We start from the raw sequence: 16,115 nt of genomic DNA, 5'->3' as shown, positions 1-16,115 counted from the left end.
TCACTCGGCCGGCAAGGCGTCAAGCTTGCGGATGTGCAGGTGGCTGAAGCGGAACAGTTCCTTGTGACGGATCCCGCTAGACGCCCCGCAACCAACGAATTCATCGAGACCGAAGACTTCATCAGGGTTGAGCCAGTGTGTGTCCAACATCAATTGGCCCCCGATGTAGATGCGCACCAGACGATCAAAGACCACGATCCGGAAGGGAATCGAATAAGGTACATTCGCAGGGATGAAATCGCCAAATGCGAAGTCGCGGCGTAGCGCCATTTTGTGGTTCGAGGGTTGAAAAATTACCGTGCGGAATCGGTACAGGGGCTTCATCGCATATCCAAAGATCGGTGCCGCCGACGGAACCCACTGCTTGGCCGCCTCATCCAGATCGAGTTGCCCTGTGTATTCAAAGCGGTGGCTGAATCGGCCCAGATTGATCAAACGAACCTTCATCCTCGCCTCTTCGACCCGGCCCACAATCGCGCCATTGGCGTCCAATCCCCATGTCCCTTCCAGCGGCATCCACCCGTCCATGTCCTGATTCGGCGACAGATCGACGCGCTCCCCGGCATCGTACGCTTTCTCCCATGCGATCACTTGCATGCGATCGTGCAGATACTTGCGGCCGGCGTGTCCGGCGGGCAGCGCATCAAGCGCCTTTTGATAGACCGCCGCCGCCCCAGCGTGATCACGCTTGTCAAACGCCGCATCACCTTCGAGCACCAATTTCCCGACCGGCCCACCACGCGCCGGCACGATCCTCCCCACCTCAGCCGCATGGAGATTCGCGGTCATCGTCTCGTCGCGGAGTCGATCCGCACCGAGCGATTCAAGCTTCTGATTCGCCCATGCATAATCGCCCAATTGCGCCGACAGTGCGATCGCCACCGAGTCGAGTCGCCGATGGTCATCTGCAAAACGCGGCTCGTCGAGCATATGTTTGACGATATCGAGCAGCTTCTGATACTGCACAGTATGATGGATCGTCACCCCGCCATCTCGTGCGTCGCGTTCGACGACGCTCACGACGCTGCTGTAGGTCATCGGTACAATCGTGTCATAGCGCTTCGTCGCCGCGCACGCTTCGCCGAACGCAACCAACTCATTGAGGTCAAAACCCCAGCGCGGCAATAGAAACTGCTGCACCCGCCAATACGCCGGTTCATAATCCATCTGTGCTGCTACGGCCCGGTTGAACCAGAAAAGTATCGTTTCGGACTTCGGTAACTTGCCTGCCCCCGCAAGCGCAATCATCTCAGATGCTGCTTCTGGCCGGTCTGGCTTATCTGCATATGCCGCACGAAGGTGCGCCTGAGCCTTAGCAATGTGCTCGTCAAATCCCAGCCAGCCCTCCGGCGTGACGGAGTTCGCCCATCCATAGCCGCGGGATACCCATGCAGTTCGAATATGCCAATATCCATTCAATATGTTCTTGGTCCACGCATCAATGCTTGCATCCGTCACTAATTGATCCATAAACTTCGACCATGATGCCACGTATCGCGACTCAAGTGCCATCGGCTCTGCGCGTTCATATTGTGCGGTGAAAATTGCATAAAGCACGCGTTGTGTTGCACCTTGATTTTGTGGATCGCGAAGCGCTTCCAACCAGAATTTTTGCGACTCTTCCAGCAACCCAAAAACTCTGTCGACAGGTTGGCCAGCTCCGTCCATCAACATCTGCGCGAACTCATACGCCTCAGCAATTTGCGGCGCTGAATATCCGCACTGAATCATCTCCGAAGGAATTTTCGCCGCCTCGTCCGATTGTCCCCAATACCATACATCCTGCTGCAATTGCCAGAAGTAAAGCCGCACGAGTGGATCCATGCATTTGAGCTTCCCCACAAGGCGACCGCCTTCATCACGTAATTCCGTCTGCGGCAGCGCGCCGGGACTGCGCATCTCATAGGTCACCACATGTTCAAGAAACGTCGTCGCCGCGTCGTCCCATTTTGGGTCGTGTACGCCGTGCTGCTTGTAGGCGTCGAGCACGGTCCGTTTGTAGAACGGAATCATCACCTCTGTCTCAAACTTCGCCTGCGTGTACGCCTCCGGCCCCGTCGGTATCACTGCCTTCGGAGGCAGCGCCGCCGGCTGCGCAACCGCCGCACGAACACATGTCCAGCCCACCAACAATACGGACATCAATGCACGTTTCATGACATAGCTCCGGAAAGGACAAATTTGAATCGACATACGACGCGGCAAAACTGACGCCGTGATCCAATTCTACCGTTGGACACAATCGCGCCGCAAGGACTCGATCTATAATCAATCGATGAGTGATCGCGCGACGAAAATGGCCCAGCTCGCGGCCAAGGCGAAGGCGTTGCCCAAGTCGCCCGGCGTGTATCTGTTCAAGGATGCGAAGGGCGTCGTGCTGTATGTGGGTAAGGCGCTGGTGTTGCCGAATCGGGTGGGCAGTTATTTTCAGGCGTCGGCGGACCTCGGGCCGCGCAAGCAGCCGATGCTTGATCTGATCGATGACTTCGATGTCATCGAATGTGAAGGCGAATGGGAGGCGCTGCTTGCTGAGAATCGGCTCATCAAGGATCTGCATCCCAAGTACAACGCGTCGATGACCGACGATCGGAGTTTTCCGTATCTCGTCATCACGCTGCGCGATGATTTTCCGGGGGTGTTCATCACGCGGCAGCCGGGTGATGAGCGGTACAAAGGCGCGAAGGTCATCGGGCCGTTCACGAATGTCGCCGCCCTGCGCGAGTCGGTGAAGATGTTGCAACGCGTGTTCAAGTTCCGAACATGCGAACTGGACATTCGCGAGGATGATCCGCAGCGGCGCTTTTTTCGGCCGTGCCTGCTGCATCCGATTCATCAATGCACCGCGCCGTGCGCCGCGCGCATCAGCAAGGAAGCGTACCGGGCGGACATCGATCGCTTCGTGAAGTTCATCGAATCGAAGCGGTCGGTCATGCTGCGCGAGATGCGGGCGGAGATGGAGGCGGCTTCAAAAGAGCTGGCGTTCGAGAAGGCGGCGACGCTGCGCGATCAGATCAAGGCGATCGAAAAGCTCAGCGAGCGCGGCAAGAAATCGATGGGTTTTCAGCCGAATGTCGAGTCGTTTTATGTCGACCCCCGGAAGGGGCTCGCCTCGCTGCGGCGGACGCTGAACATGGAAAACGACATCCGCTGCGTCGAGTGCATCGACATCGCGCACCTTCAGGGGCAGGAAACGGTCGGGTCGAAAGTGTGTTTCGTCGACGGTCGGCCGTGCAAGAGCGAATACCGCAAGTTCCGCATCCGCACCGCGGGCAACGACGACTTCATGTCGATCCGCGAAGTGGTGAGCCGGGCGTACCGCGAAGCCGGGGCGGGTCATCAGCTCTACCCCGAGGTCGTCATCATCGACGGCGGCATCGGCCAGCTCGGCGCGGCGATGGACGCCTTCGCGCAGCTTGATGTGAAGCCGCCGAAGGTGATTTCGCTGGCGAAGAAGGAGGAGCTGATCTACACGATCGACAGACCCGAGCCGATCAAACTCGGCCGGGAGAACCCGGGGCTCAAGTTGTGCCAGTCCATCCGCGACGAAGCCCACCGCTTCGCCCAATCGTATCATCATGTGCTAAGGCGCAAGAAGGTGATCGGTGAGTGAGGGTCTTACACCCCTCCCTTTGAGGGAGGGGCTGGGGGAGGGTGAGTCGTAACAGTTCAAGTGATGTCGCGGAAGTCGGTAACGCATCGAATGCGGTGCGATGAGACAGCTCACAATGTCAAAGCGGTTGAAACTGATACGATCTACCCCCACCCAACCCTCCCCCTGCAAGGGGGAGGGAAACGGCGAGCGACGCGCATGGATTCGGTGATCATCGAAGTCAAAGTCGTGCCGGGCGCTTCGCGGGATCAGATTGTGGGGCGGCTCGGGGAGGCGATCAAGGTCAAAGTCAGCGCCCCGGCGGAGGGCGGGAAGGCGAACGCGGCGGTGTGTGCGCTGTTGGCGGAGAAGCTCGGCGTGAGCAAGCGCGATGTCCAGGTCGTTTCGGGACATACGCAGCCGCACAAGCGGATTGCGGTGCGAGGCATCAAACCCGCTGATATTGCGGGGCTTTTTTAACATTCTCGACGTTCGCGAACGGGGCGGCTATCCTTATGGCCAAGAACTCCACGGAAGGAGCCCGTCATGATGCGTCGCCTGTCGGTCGTGTTGCTGTTCGCCGTTCTGGCCGGATGCCAGAAGGAGCAGCAGGTCAAGCCCGATTACAACAAACCCCTGCCCCCGGGCGCCAATGCGCTGCGGCTGCTGCTCGATCCGGCGCAGTGGCCCGACCTCAAGGAGCCGTGGGAGCGCAAGGACCCGGCGTTCATGGAGTCGCTCGATCGCTCGCGCTCGTGGTTCGGCATCGCATCGACGAAGCAGTTCTTCCCGCTGTTCGACGTGTCGCATCTGCGGGCCCAGATGAGCGTGTATGCACTATCCAAGATTCTCACCGAATCGCAGTCCGGCTCGCAGTTCGAACAGCGCATGCGCGAGGACTTCGACTGCTACACCTCCGTCGGCTACGACAACAAGGGCGGCGTGCTGTTCACCGGTTACTACACGCCCGTCTTCAAAGCGTCCAAGACCGCCGACAGCACCTACAAGTATCCGCTCTACAAAAAGCCCGCCGACCTGGACATCGAACCGATGACCGGCAAGGTGCTCGGGCGCAAAGTCGGCTCGGGGTATCAGCCGTTCCCGACACGCAGCGAGATCGAATCGAGCAACATGCTCAAGGGCACCGAGCTCGTCTACGTCAAGGATCGACTCGATCAGTACATCATCCAGGTCAACGGGTCGGCGAAGCTGGAGCTGGCCGACGGAAGCGTGATGTACATCGGGTATTCCGGCAACAATGGTCACGACTACACCGGTCTGGGCCAGACGCTCGTCAAGGAAGGCAAGATTTCGCCGGAGCATCTGAGTCTGCCGGCGATTCGGGCGTACTTCGCGGACAAGCCGGCGGAGCTGGAGCGGTACATCAACATGAACGACCGCTACGTGTTCTTCGCCGAGTACAACGGTCAGAACTGGCCGGCCGGTTCGCTGGGGTTCAAGGCGACGCCGATGACGACGCTGGCGACGGACAAGAGCGTGTTCCCGCGCGGCGGGCTGGTGGTGGTGCAGACGAAGACGACGCCGATGGCCGGTCCGCAGGGGAGCTTTAATCGGATGATGCTCGATCAGGACACGGGCGGCGCGATTCGCGCGGCGGGCCGTGCGGATATTTACATGGGCATCGGCCCCGACGCCGAGCAGCGGGCCGGCGGACAGTTCGCCGAGGGCCGCATGTACTACTTCTTCCTCAAGCACGGCAAGGTGCTCGAGTGGCATCAGAAGATGCTCACCGAAAACCCGCCGGCCTCGGTGAAACCCGGCAAGTCGCCCAAGCCGAACGCGCCGGCGTCCGCCCCAGCCCCCGGAAGTACGCCCGCCCCCGGCAATGCCCCCGCGCCGACCGGCGGGAAGATCGACCCGTTCGGCACGGGGTCGTAAGTCGACACGTGATGCTCAAAGGCATCCGAAGCCCACGCTTTGAAAGCGTGGGCTTCTTTATTTTCGGCGCGCAACAAAAATGGCGGATGCCTTTCGACATCCGCCATCTCGTCTGCACGAGCCCTTTTTTATTTCGGTCAGGCCGCGGCGCGGTATCGGCGCGTGGCGGCGATGCACAGGAGCATGAATCCGCCGGCGAAACCGGCCGGGGTCGGAATGCAGCAGATCACCTTGGTGTCATTATCGAAGGCCTCCCAGCCGGTGAAGTCGGCGTTGGTGAGGGCGAGGTTGATCTCGGCGATGTCGCCGGCGGTCGCGCCGTTGAAGGTGCCGAGGATGAAGATGTCGGTGTTGCTGGTCGTCCAATCAAACCCGCCGAGCACGATCATCTGACCGGGGATGAGGCAGTCGGGCATCGGGTCGTCGTCGCAGGTCATCGTGACGGTGGCGACCAGGTACGTGCTGAACCCGACGTATTCGGGATCGGCGCGGTCGGCCGGTCCGTCTTCGATCGTGTAGCTCTGGCAGTTGACGTTCATCGCCGCTTCGCCGACCGCGCTGTAGTACCAGGGCTGATCATCGATGAAGAAGTTGTAGGCCGGGTCGGGCATCGTCCGCGCCGAGCCGTCGGTGTACATGTAGTCCCACCCGCCGTTGGGCGGATCGATGATCTGCCCGTTGGTCGGCACATCGGGGTTGGCGCCCTTGTACTTGGCGGGGTCGGTCGCCGACAGGTGCCAGATCGTCTGGATCCAGTGCAGTTGCAGGCAGTGCCAGATGTCGCTGGTCTGCGCGGCCGCGTCGATCGTCAGCGTCGCGCTCATGTTCGAGAACGCACCGGCGTCCGAAAGCGAAATCGCCACGTCGCCGAGGTTGATCGACTGAATCGGCCCGTCGCAGGGGATTCGATAATTAAGCATGATGTCGTCGATCGTGGCGTTCTTGGTCGTCAGGTCCGCCCGCGCCCCGATCTGCGCCGCCAGCACGAACGCCAGGCACCATCCCATCCGTTTCCAGTTCCGCAAGCCCATGTCCGTTCTCCAGAGTTGCTCATTCAACCTGTCCGCATGCGGGGCGACCCCGATGGTGCATCCTCCGCCGCGGCTCCGGCTGATGATGATTCAATGAACCCGCCGACCCAGCAGCATCACCGCCCCCAGCGCGACGGCGACAAACGCGAACGTCGTCGGCTCGGGGATCACGGTGATGTTCAGTACGTAATCGCCTTCGCTGTTGAACGTCGCCCCGCCGCCGACCGGCGTCAGCAGCACGCCTTCGACGCGGATGTAGAAGCTGAACTGCTGAAGGAGGTTGCCCGGCACGATGAAGTCGAACGCGGGGTCCTCATCGCTCAGACTCCCGCTCTTGGTCTGGGCGTCGAGAATCTGATCGGTGTCGAAGCTCGCGAGCAGCGTGCCGTCGTCCTTGTAGAGCCGCAGCAGCGTGTCGACGCTGTTGCCGACGTCGACGCCTTCGTCGAGGTCGAAGCGGATGTGGTCCCCGCCCAGCGCCATGAACAGGTAATTGTCGACATCGCCGCCGGGCGATTCGGCGCCGGTGGCCCGGCCGGCGATGGAGCCGAGGATCGTGAACGATCCGCCGGACAGGTCCAGATCGCCGAGGAACTGCGCATTGGCACGCAGGTCATTGCGCGTCGTCTGCGAGGGGTCGTCGTTCCATGTGTTGGTCGTCCCGCCGACCTTGGAGTAGTCGCTTTCGATAATGACGCTGGCGTATCGCGCGGCGGTGGCGGCCTGCAACGTGTCGGCGGCCGACTGCGCCACGGCGTCCTGGTACAAATAGGCCAGCCCCTTCAGGTCATCGGGCGTGGCGGTGCGGATGATGCCGCCGGTGGTCGCGGCGACGGAGTTCATGTACGCCGACGATCCGCCGTTGGTCGTCACGGAGAACGGCTCGCCGGCGACGGCGTTGGACGATCCGTCGCGCATGCGGACCAGGCCGCTCGTGAAGAAATTGTCCTCGTTGATCACGAACGACATCGACGCCTTGATGGTCCCCATGTCGTTGGTCGTGTCGTAATTGCGGGTGAATCGGGCGTCGGTGTTGATGTTCTGCACCGCCCGGTCGGGATGCTGAAGGCCCAGTGCGTGACTGGCTTCATGAATGGCGGTGCTTTCGATGTCGTCGAGTACCGCGCCGTTGCCTGTGCTGGTGAAAGTCCCGTAGGGATTGGTCAGCGGGTTCTTCACGGGCGCGTAACCGGCCGGGGCGTTGTTCGGGTTGAACACGCCGAGTTTGTCGTTGAAGACGAGGTCGACGTTGGAGGCGATGAAGGTGTCGTTGGCGGCGAGGGTCGTGCCGTTCTGGACGCCGACGGCGTTGCCGGTGGAGGCGCCGCCGAGGGTGCCGGCGCCGAAGGCCGTGTCCAGGTCGGCGAAGAAAAAGTCGAGGGTGTTGCCATTGCCGTTGACCCCCGCGTCGGGCAGGTTGTTCCATCGCGCGGCGGTGGTCGTCGATTCGATGAACAGAAAGTTGGAGCTGGCGGCGATCGACGCCAGCGCGGAAGCGATGGCGTCATGCGCCCCGGCGGGCGCGGCGGAGGACTTGAAGGGCGTGCCCGGATTGTTCGGATCGTCGAAGAGGTCGAGCCCCGCCCCGCCGATGCGCCAGAACACGGTCGTGACCGGCCCGCCGGGAATCTCGTCGAGAATCTTGAAGAACACGCCGGGGTTCGCCAGCTCGTTGCCTTCGTTGTTCGCGTCACCATTGCGGTCGATGAACGCCGCCGCATGCGCCAATTGCGCCCCGCCCAGCAGCATCGCCGCGCCGACCACACCGACCGCCCATCGACCCGCCATCGCGCGTGTGTGCATGTCTCATTCCTTTGTCCAACGCACAACCGATCCGCGACCGTCCTCCGGAACCGCCGCGCGAAGACAACGCCGCCGCCGCGCCGTCATCGCGCCCCCGCCCCCGCGGAAATTCGCGCACCAACCGCGCGGCAAAGCCGCACGCCTGTGCCAACGAACCTACTCAATTGCATCACAAACCCTACGCACTTTTTTGAGGACGCCCCGCCGGACAACAAAATGGACTCACAAACTCCGCGACCTCCATATCCGATTCGACAATATCACCACCCGTTTATGCCGTCAAGCGAATTCCCGGTTTACTCCGAAAACCCCGCCCGCGCCCCGTCCCGCCGGTCCCCCGCCTCACTCCGCGAAGAGGGCTTCCACAAACTTCGCGGGGTCAAAGGGCTCCACGTCGTCGGGCGTTTCGCCGACGCCGATGAATTTCACGGGTAATTCAAGCTGCTGGCGAATCGCCACGACGATGCCGCCCTTCGCCGTGCCGTCGAGTTTCGAGAGGAAGATGCCGGTGACGTCGATCGCCTGCTTGAAGATCATCGCCTGATTCACGGCGTTCTGGCCGGTGGTGGCGTCGAGCACGAGGATCACCTCATGCGGCGCCCCCGGAATCTTCCGCGCGATGACGTCACGAATCTTCGTGAGCTGGCGCATGAGATGTTGCTGCGTGTGGAGTCGGCCGGCGGTGTCGACGAGGAGCACATCGACGTTGCGCGCCACCGCCGCTTGCGCCGCGTCGAACGCCACGGCCGCGGGGGCGCCCCCCTGCTGGCCCTTGACGACTTCGACGCCCAATCGACCGGCCCACACTTCAAGCTGCTCCACCGCCGCGGCGCGGAACGTGTCGCAGGCCGCCAGCAGCACCTTCTTCTTCTCATCGCGCAGCGCCTTGGCGATCTTGGCGATGCTCGTCGTCTTTCCCGCCCCGTTGATCCCGCTGACGAGGATCACCGTCGGCCCGCTGGGCGCGAAGCGAATCGAGCGATCCGCCGCGGGAAACAGGCCGGCGATGTACGACTTGATGTAGTCGAAGACCTGATCGCCGCGCGTGAACTTCTTCTCGCGGTAGGCCTGCCGCACATGCGCGATGATGTCCTGCGTGGTCTTGACGCCGATGTCGGACTGGATGAGCAGCGCCTCGACTTCGTTGATCACGTCATCGGAAAGCTGCCGGGTCAACAAGCCGCGCAGCCGGGCGAAGGTCTGCCGCGTGCGTGCCAGACCCTCTTTGACTTTCTTGAATGAAAAACCAAACAAGCCCATGGTGGTGGTTAAAAATGACCAATGACCAAATCCCAATGACCAAGGGAATGATCAAAAGTCGAATGGTCAAAGGTTCAAGGAATGCGTCCGTTGGTCATTGTTCATTACCTTGGTCATTGGTGCTTGGACCTTGGTCATTGGCCTGCGGCGGGACTTTGACGGCGAGGGGTTGCGCCGCCGCTTTGCCGGGTGTTTCGCGGCGGGAGAGTCGCTCCTCATTGGGCCGCAGGCGCTTGGCGATCTTGTCGAGGACGCCGTTGATGAACGCGGGGCTGCGCTCGGAGCTGAAGGTCTTGGCCAGCTCGATGGCTTCATTGATGACGACGGCGGCGGGCGTCTCGGTTTCGCCGGCGATTTCGTAATAGGCGAGCCGGAGAATCGCGCGATCGACGGGGGGCTGACGATGCGTGGGCCAATCGGGGGCGAGTTCGGCGGCGAGCTTGTCGGCTTCGTCGTGCATGAGCCAGGCGCGCTGGGCCATGCCCAGCGCGTCGGTGATGATTTCCGCGCTGGCGGGCGCTTCGCGCACGGTCGCTTCGACCTGCTCGGCGTCGGCGTCGCCGCGCGCGTCAAGCTGGTAGAGCGCCTGAATGGCGAGTTGTCGAACCTGGTGGCGTGGGGTCATGAGGGGTTGGCGATCGCGTTCATGAGGTTGGCCATCTCGACCGCGCCGCGCGCCACGTCGGCGCCCATGTTGGTTTTGCGGGCCGCGTCGGAACGGGCCAGGGCCTGGTCATCGTCTTCGGTGGTCAGCACGCCGAACATGATCGGCACGCCGGTCTCGGCGGCGGCGGCGGTGATGGCGTGGACGGCTCCCATGGCGACGCAGTCGTAGTGCGTCGTCTCGCCCCGGATCACGCAGCCGAGGCAGATCACCGCGTCGTACTGACCGGTGATGGCCAGCGACTTGGCGACGACGGCGAGTTCGAGACTGCCGGGCACATGAGCCACGGGCACTTCGTCGATGTTCACGCCGCAGGCGGCGAGGGCCTGAAGCGCCCCTTCGAGCAGGCGGTCGGTGATTTCGTTGTTGAAGCGCGAGACGACGATGGCGAAGCGGTTTTCGCCGGCCGTCAGGTCGCCTTGGTAGTCGATGGGCATCGGGGGAAGTTCCGAATTTCTGGTTCCTGGTTTCTGGTTGCGGGGACGATTATAGCGGGCTGATCACGCTCCGCTGAGCACTTTCAAAACGCCCTGCATGAACTGCGGCAGGTCGCCGGGCCGGCGGCTGGAGACCTGATTGCGATCGATCACGAGCGGTTCATCGAGCCAAGTCGCCCCGGCGTTGACGAGGTCGTCCTTGATGCCCGGCGTCGAGGTGCAGCGGTAGCCCTTCATGATTCCCGCGGAGATCGGAATCCAGCCGGCGTGACAGATGTGCGCCATCAGCTTGCCCGCTTCGTGAATCTCGCGCGTCAGGGAAAGCACTTTCGGATCGCGGCGCAACTGATCGGGAGCGAACCCGCCGGGGATCACCAGCCCGTCAAAGTCCGCGGCGTCCATGTCGGCGATGGCGGCGTCGGCCTTGCACGGATACGTGTGCTTGCCCGCATACACCTTGTCCGCCTTGGGCCCGGCGACGACCACTTCGCACCCCGCCTCGATGAGCCGAAGCTTGGGGTACCAGAGCTCCAAATCTTCGTAGACATCGTCGACGAACATCAGAATGCGATGATTTTTGTGGGACGACATGCGAATCCTCCGCAAATGTGCGAAGGGGCATGATAACAGATGTGTGATTTTCGGTTCGATCCCCTCTCCCTCCATTGGACGGGTCCTTGCGACCCGTCTCTGTCCAGAGCAAGGCCCGTTGCCACCCGGCGGCGGGCTTCGCTCATTTCGACCTATAAACAAAGAGTTTTCGCAATTACGCCGCCGTGCCGCACCGCCCAAACACGTGACGGGGTAGCGCCCGAAAACCACCCCCCGAGAGCCGAGATCGTCTCAAAGTCTCAAATCCACGTGACGAGGTCGTACCCCCGTCACGTAAGAGACAAACTGCTTCACATCATACACTTGCGCCAAATCGCCATGGGTGCGAGTTGCACCCGCTTTTGCCCCATGTTACCGCATCACAACCCCCGTCATGTGACGCTTGCAGTGCCAGAAAACCGTCATGTGATCGTCACATGACTGTCACCGCAAGCCGTTTGGCACTGCAATGGCACTGCTTCGGATGTCGAAGTGGTCGAGGTCGCGACGGAACGCGTGGGCGGTGTCACCGGTGCCAAATCTTTCTGTACAGGTTGACCCCGCCTTTGTGTAGATAACCTGTCTGTTGGCTGTACGCGGCGGGATTTTTCGCTACGATTCGTGGAAGACCCGAGCCATTGGAGAACTAATGCCCGTATTCATCTCACATCGAACGGCCGACGACGTGATCGCCAGAGCAGTGCGTGACCGCCTCACCAACGTGCATGGAATCACGTGCTACTTGGACGACCTTGATAAAGAAGCGGGCTACGCCAATCAGAGCAATCGCGTCACCGCACTGATTGTGAAGCGGCTCAATGACTGCACAAACCTCTTGGCCCTTGTGACGCAAAATACGCGTGGCTCATGGTGGGTGCCGTTTGAGGTCGGCGTCGCGCGTCAAGCACCCCGGATCATCACCTCGTACACGAATCTCGCGCAGGGAGATCTGCCCGAATACCTAACAGAGTGGCCGGTGCTCCGCGGCGAAAATGCGATTGACACATTCGCGAGGCACTACAAGCAGCAGGCACCGATCGTGAAACGCTCGCTCATGGAAAAATATGCGGCAGCGTCCGAGGGTATCGCAGGTGTTGACGCCTTCCACCGCCAGTTGAAGGCTGCTCTAGGACAGTAAGCGATGAACACGAAAAAAGCACTCGTGGTCGGCATCGACTACTACCAGTCACTTCCGAAGCTATTCGGCTGCGTTAATGATGCGCATTCTATGAAGGTGACTTTGGAACGGGACGGCACTGGCAGCATTAACTTCGGTACTCCAAAGCTTTTGACCAGCTCTGCCTCGACAGATAATTGCGACAAGCAGGTATTGAAGGACGCGATTGAAGAATTGTTTTCGACTGATGATGAAATCGCTCTACTCTACTTTGCTGGACATGGTCATATCGAAGCATCTGGCGGTTACATTCTGGCAAGTGACGCAAAGAGATGGGATGACGGCGTTTCGCTGAATGAGATATTGGAACTCGCGAGAGGCTCGAAGGCAAAGAATAAGATCATCATCCTTGATAGTTGCCATTCAGGTAGTGCTGGAAACCCAGTAGTCACGAAACAGGAGGCCGCACTTTCCGATGGTATGACCATTCTGACGGCTTCTACGGACAAACAGCGCGCCTCCGAGGAGAACGGTCACGGCGTATTCACAACGCTATTAATTGATGCTTTACAGGGCTCAGCTCGTGATCTTCTTGGAAACATCACCCCTGGCAGTGTGTACGCGCACATTGACCAATCCCTCGGCAATTGGAAGCAGCGCCCCGTATTCAAGACCAATGTAAAGACGTTTGTTTCACTGCGCAAGGTCGAGCCGCCCATCCCTTTGGCTGACCTTCACCGCATTACAGAGTTTTTTCCCACGCCTGGCTTCGATTTTAAGTTGGACCCATCCTTTGAGCCGCGTGACGAAGGACGTACACCGGAAATGCCTCGCGCGAATCTTGAGAACAACCGAAAATTCACAATTCTTCAAAAGTATAACCGTGTCAATCTCTTAGTCCCCGTCGGCGCAGAACATATGTGGAATGCTGCAATGGAAGGTAAATCGTGCAAGCTGACGGTACTTGGGGAACACTATCGTCGGCTTGTTGAAGAGAAACTCATATAGGAGGCAACATGGCACTAAAACGAGTATTTATCAGCTTTGACTACGACCACGACGAGGATCTTCGGAACCTGCTAGCCGGACAAGCCCAGCATCCCGATGCCCCGTTCGAAATGAAGGACCGATCCCTGAAAGAACCGTTGACGGGTGACTGGAAGGAAAAGTTCCGACGACGCCTTCAGAACATCGACGTCGTCATTGTGATTTGCGGGGAGCAGTGTCACAACGCTGCGGGAGTTGCCGCTGAACTCCGGATCGCGCGCGAAGGAGGTAAGCGCTATTTTTTGCTCAAGGGCCGGAATGGAAAGGTGTGCAAGAAACCATCGTCGGCGCTAGCGACGGACATGATCTACGATTGGACGCGGCCGAACCTCAAGACGCTGATTGGAATATGAGGCGAACATGCTGAGTCTTGCGCAGCTCTTGGATCAACTTGAGCCTGACCCGTGGCGTAAGGAAGCTGCGTTCAGTAAAGAGGTAGCAGGCGCGAACACCGAGCTATATTGCGCGACGACCGATCAAGCGCGCGCGCGAATACTCGGGCAGTGGCTTGAAAAGTATCAGCCATGCTTATTTGGCCGCATTGCCGCCAAGCTTGGCCTGATCAGTTATTGTTTTTTAACAGACAGCGATCTTGCGATGTCTGACGATGCCATCCGAGAGAAAATCCAGCGAGATAGGACCGCATGGACACGCGACGGTTATCAGGGAGCGAAGAGTGCATTCGTGCTCGTGGCGGTTTCAGAGAGAATTGCCGGCGCGATTCCATCGCCATTGGTGAAGGATATAGCAAAGCGGTTGTGCTCGTTGTATTTGCTCGATGACTGCGGGGAAGATCGCATCCTTTATGATGACATATTTCTTGAGAAACCGGGCAATGCTCGCGTCACATGGAAATGGAAGACCGGCGTCAATTACTTCAGTACGCAAGGCGACGGGCGATGGTGGACGGATCACCGTATGCCGGGGGGGGTGGCATTCTCTGTGAACTCCGTTGGTCATATGGTGAAGTCGGGCCGTCTTAAAGAATACATGGAAAAACTAAACGCCGACCTGGGTGTAACGGATGAGGCGTGGAACGCCTCCCGGGTCGATTCGTTGCCCAAAGCACTCATTCTTGCGATGAAAACAATCGCGAATGCGGCAGCGACATCCTCCGGAAAGGCCACGGAGTTGCTTCCCGTCCAGGAGATCGACTCCAAGATCAGGTGCCCCGTTGATCTACCACCTGACTTGCAGGGGAAGAGCCACTGCGTCTATCGCGGCCATTACCATACGGATTACACGATTCCTTCGGAGTATTTCATCCCTAATGTGGCACGTCCCCAAGGGACGCCGGAACATAGGTTGGATTTAACATACATGTTCGACGACCGGACGGTGAATCCAGCTCATGTGACAATGGGGGAGGGACAACGGACGCGCGGGCCTACATCTGATAGCACTGGCGCTGGAGGGCGATCTCAAAGAGGAGAAGATGCTATTTCGCGCATAGCAAAGGCGCAAGCAGAAGAGGTGGCGATCGAAAGTGACAGGAGACTTTTGGACGCCTTGGGAGCATGAAGGGAGCTTTCGGAGGGCGTGTTTTAACCCCTCACCCTCGGCGCATCTCAGCCGCATATGTGGTATGTTGCGATGGAGAGCAAGTCGTGCAAACTAACCGTCTTGGCGGAACTACCGGCGTTGGGTCGAGCGAGTACGTATTTAGGATACTTTAGCAGTTCATCCGTCTGAGCGAGACAATGTTTCGGCAACTTGTACTCTTTACGACGCTGTTTGCTGTCAGCCTTGTCTGTTGGTCTGTGGTATTTTGGTTCTTTGCTCCATATATCACTGTGGAGATCATGCATCAACTTCCACACCGTGGATTCTGGACATACGTGGCCGCAGGCGGACTTTTACTTCTGGCTGGAATTCTGCGCAAGATGCTGATCTCGGCCGCCGATGTTCCACGTTCGGTGATGAGCATTCTCCTTTGCACAATTGGTACAGTCTTATTTTTTGCGCCGATTGTTCTCTACGTACGTTTTCATTCATTAAGCGCTTCGCCTCACTCCGTGAATCTTGTTGATTCCGTCGTGGGATTATGCAGTATTGCAATCGGCTCAACATTGTGGCAGATGGGAAGTCTGGCAATGAACCGGTTTCATAGGCGCTTGTTGTCACCAGCTTGGTTATTGAGCACGTCTGCAACAGAAACCATGGCGCAGGATGGACGACAACCCATCCTCTATTTGCGATCGTTCGATAAAGAGCGATCGCAGTTGAGTCTTCTTTTTCGATATGCAAGGTTCTTGCGGAATAGAAAGAAGCCAGGCAACTTGTTCCTTTACTCCGGAGTGTGTCGGAAATTGGGGACATCGGACCGCGATCCATTTCGGCTCATGTTAGATGAGCAGATACTTTTTAAGTTGTTCTTTCAGTGCATTGGTCCATATATTGCCCTTGGACGGCCTAGTGAAACATTTGAGCGAATCGATGCAACCGCGGCGAAGGACTTCGTGAAGGCAAAAGAGTGGCGTGCAAAAGTGCTGGAATGGCTTCCACAGTGCCAAATTGTGGCTATTGATGCTGCCAGTTCCGCGGTCAAGTCCCTGTCGTGCTGTAAATTCGTGAAGGGGCGGGTGTCTGGACGGCGGGTTGGTGTTGGGTGTTGAAGGTCTGATTCAGTTCCTTTCGGATCGCATCGATCTGTTGACGGTCGAAGCTCGTCATCTTG

15 protein-coding genes are annotated in these 16,115 nt (G+C 59.2%); 8 read left to right on the top strand and 7 right to left on the bottom strand.

The window, feature by feature from the left end; all coding sequences use genetic code 11:
* Positions 1-2,157, bottom strand: a complete 2,157-nt coding sequence (locus GC162_14300; protein ID MBI1369813.1) for a hypothetical protein — start codon at positions 2,155-2,157, stop codon at positions 1-3.
* A 118-nt stretch (positions 2,158-2,275) separates the two neighbouring features.
* Here GC162_14300 and GC162_14295 point away from each other — a divergent pair, with 118 nt between their 5' ends.
* From GC162_14295 to GC162_14285, 3 genes are all read left to right on the top strand, one after another.
* The gene (locus tag GC162_14295) at positions 2,276-3,610 is read left to right on the top strand and encodes an excinuclease ABC subunit UvrC (protein ID MBI1369812.1); all 1,335 of its coding nucleotides are present in this window, start codon (positions 2,276-2,278) and stop codon (positions 3,608-3,610) included.
* 198 nt (positions 3,611-3,808) lie between these two features.
* Positions 3,809-4,069 (top strand): YggU family protein, encoded by a 261-nt coding sequence (locus GC162_14290; GenBank protein ID MBI1369811.1) that lies wholly within the window; start codon positions 3,809-3,811, stop codon positions 4,067-4,069.
* Positions 4,070-4,135: 66 nt separating this feature from the next.
* Positions 4,136-5,488 carry a hypothetical protein gene (locus tag GC162_14285; GenBank protein MBI1369810.1) on the top strand — a complete coding sequence of 451 codons (1,353 nt, stop codon included), beginning with the start codon at positions 4,136-4,138 and terminating at the stop codon, positions 5,486-5,488.
* Positions 5,489-5,625: 137 nt separating this feature from the next.
* Here the strand turns inward: GC162_14285 and GC162_14280 are convergent, their stop codons facing one another.
* From GC162_14280 to GC162_14255, 6 genes are all read right to left on the bottom strand, one after another.
* Complete coding sequence (locus tag GC162_14280; GenBank protein MBI1369809.1) at positions 5,626-6,519, bottom strand: hypothetical protein; 894 nt, start codon at positions 6,517-6,519, stop codon at positions 5,626-5,628.
* A 90-nt stretch (positions 6,520-6,609) separates the two neighbouring features.
* On the bottom strand, positions 6,610-8,322 hold the full coding sequence (locus tag GC162_14275) for a hypothetical protein (GenBank protein ID MBI1369808.1): 1,713 nt from the start codon (positions 8,320-8,322) through the stop codon (positions 6,610-6,612).
* A gap of 342 nt (positions 8,323-8,664) precedes the next feature.
* Complete coding sequence (gene ftsY, locus GC162_14270; protein ID MBI1369807.1) at positions 8,665-9,582, bottom strand: signal recognition particle-docking protein FtsY; 918 nt, start codon at positions 9,580-9,582, stop codon at positions 8,665-8,667.
* Between the two features lie 94 nt (positions 9,583-9,676).
* Complete coding sequence (nusB, locus tag GC162_14265; protein MBI1369806.1) at positions 9,677-10,207, bottom strand: transcription antitermination factor NusB; 531 nt, start codon at positions 10,205-10,207, stop codon at positions 9,677-9,679.
* Positions 10,204-10,683, bottom strand: coding sequence for a 6,7-dimethyl-8-ribityllumazine synthase (locus GC162_14260; GenBank protein ID MBI1369805.1), 480 nt, complete (start codon positions 10,681-10,683; stop codon positions 10,204-10,206). Before GC162_14260 ends, nusB begins: the two co-directional genes overlap by 4 nt.
* A gap of 63 nt (positions 10,684-10,746) precedes the next feature.
* A complete protein-coding gene (locus tag GC162_14255) occupies positions 10,747-11,274 on the bottom strand; it encodes a DJ-1/PfpI/YhbO family deglycase/protease (protein ID MBI1369804.1) in 528 nt (175 codons plus the stop codon).
* Positions 11,275-11,923: 649 nt separating this feature from the next.
* Between GC162_14255 and GC162_14250 the strand changes: the two genes are divergently transcribed.
* The 5 genes from GC162_14250 to GC162_14230 all read left to right on the top strand — a co-directional run bounded on the left by GC162_14250 (position 11,924) and on the right by GC162_14230 (position 16,053).
* The gene (locus GC162_14250; GenBank protein MBI1369803.1) at positions 11,924-12,412 is read left to right on the top strand and encodes a TIR domain-containing protein; all 489 of its coding nucleotides are present in this window, start codon (positions 11,924-11,926) and stop codon (positions 12,410-12,412) included.
* A 3-nt stretch (positions 12,413-12,415) separates the two neighbouring features.
* The gene (locus tag GC162_14245) at positions 12,416-13,399 is read left to right on the top strand and encodes a caspase family protein (GenBank protein MBI1369802.1); all 984 of its coding nucleotides are present in this window, start codon (positions 12,416-12,418) and stop codon (positions 13,397-13,399) included.
* Between the two features lie 8 nt (positions 13,400-13,407).
* A complete protein-coding gene (locus tag GC162_14240; GenBank protein ID MBI1369801.1) occupies positions 13,408-13,791 on the top strand; it encodes a hypothetical protein in 384 nt (127 codons plus the stop codon).
* 7 nt (positions 13,792-13,798) lie between these two features.
* Positions 13,799-14,959 (top strand): hypothetical protein, encoded by a 1,161-nt coding sequence (locus GC162_14235; protein MBI1369800.1) that lies wholly within the window; start codon positions 13,799-13,801, stop codon positions 14,957-14,959.
* Positions 14,960-15,138: 179 nt separating this feature from the next.
* On the top strand, positions 15,139-16,053 hold the full coding sequence (locus tag GC162_14230) for a hypothetical protein (protein MBI1369799.1): 915 nt from the start codon (positions 15,139-15,141) through the stop codon (positions 16,051-16,053).
* Positions 16,054-16,115: the final 62 nt, after the last annotated feature.

The sequence above is a fragment of the Planctomycetota bacterium genome (genome assembly GCA_016125255.1).
Taxonomy (GTDB): domain Bacteria; phylum Planctomycetota; class Phycisphaerae; order Phycisphaerales; family Zrk34; genus RI-421.
The sequence above is the reverse complement of the archived record's forward strand: the minus strand, read 5'-3'. Positions and strand labels throughout refer to the sequence as shown.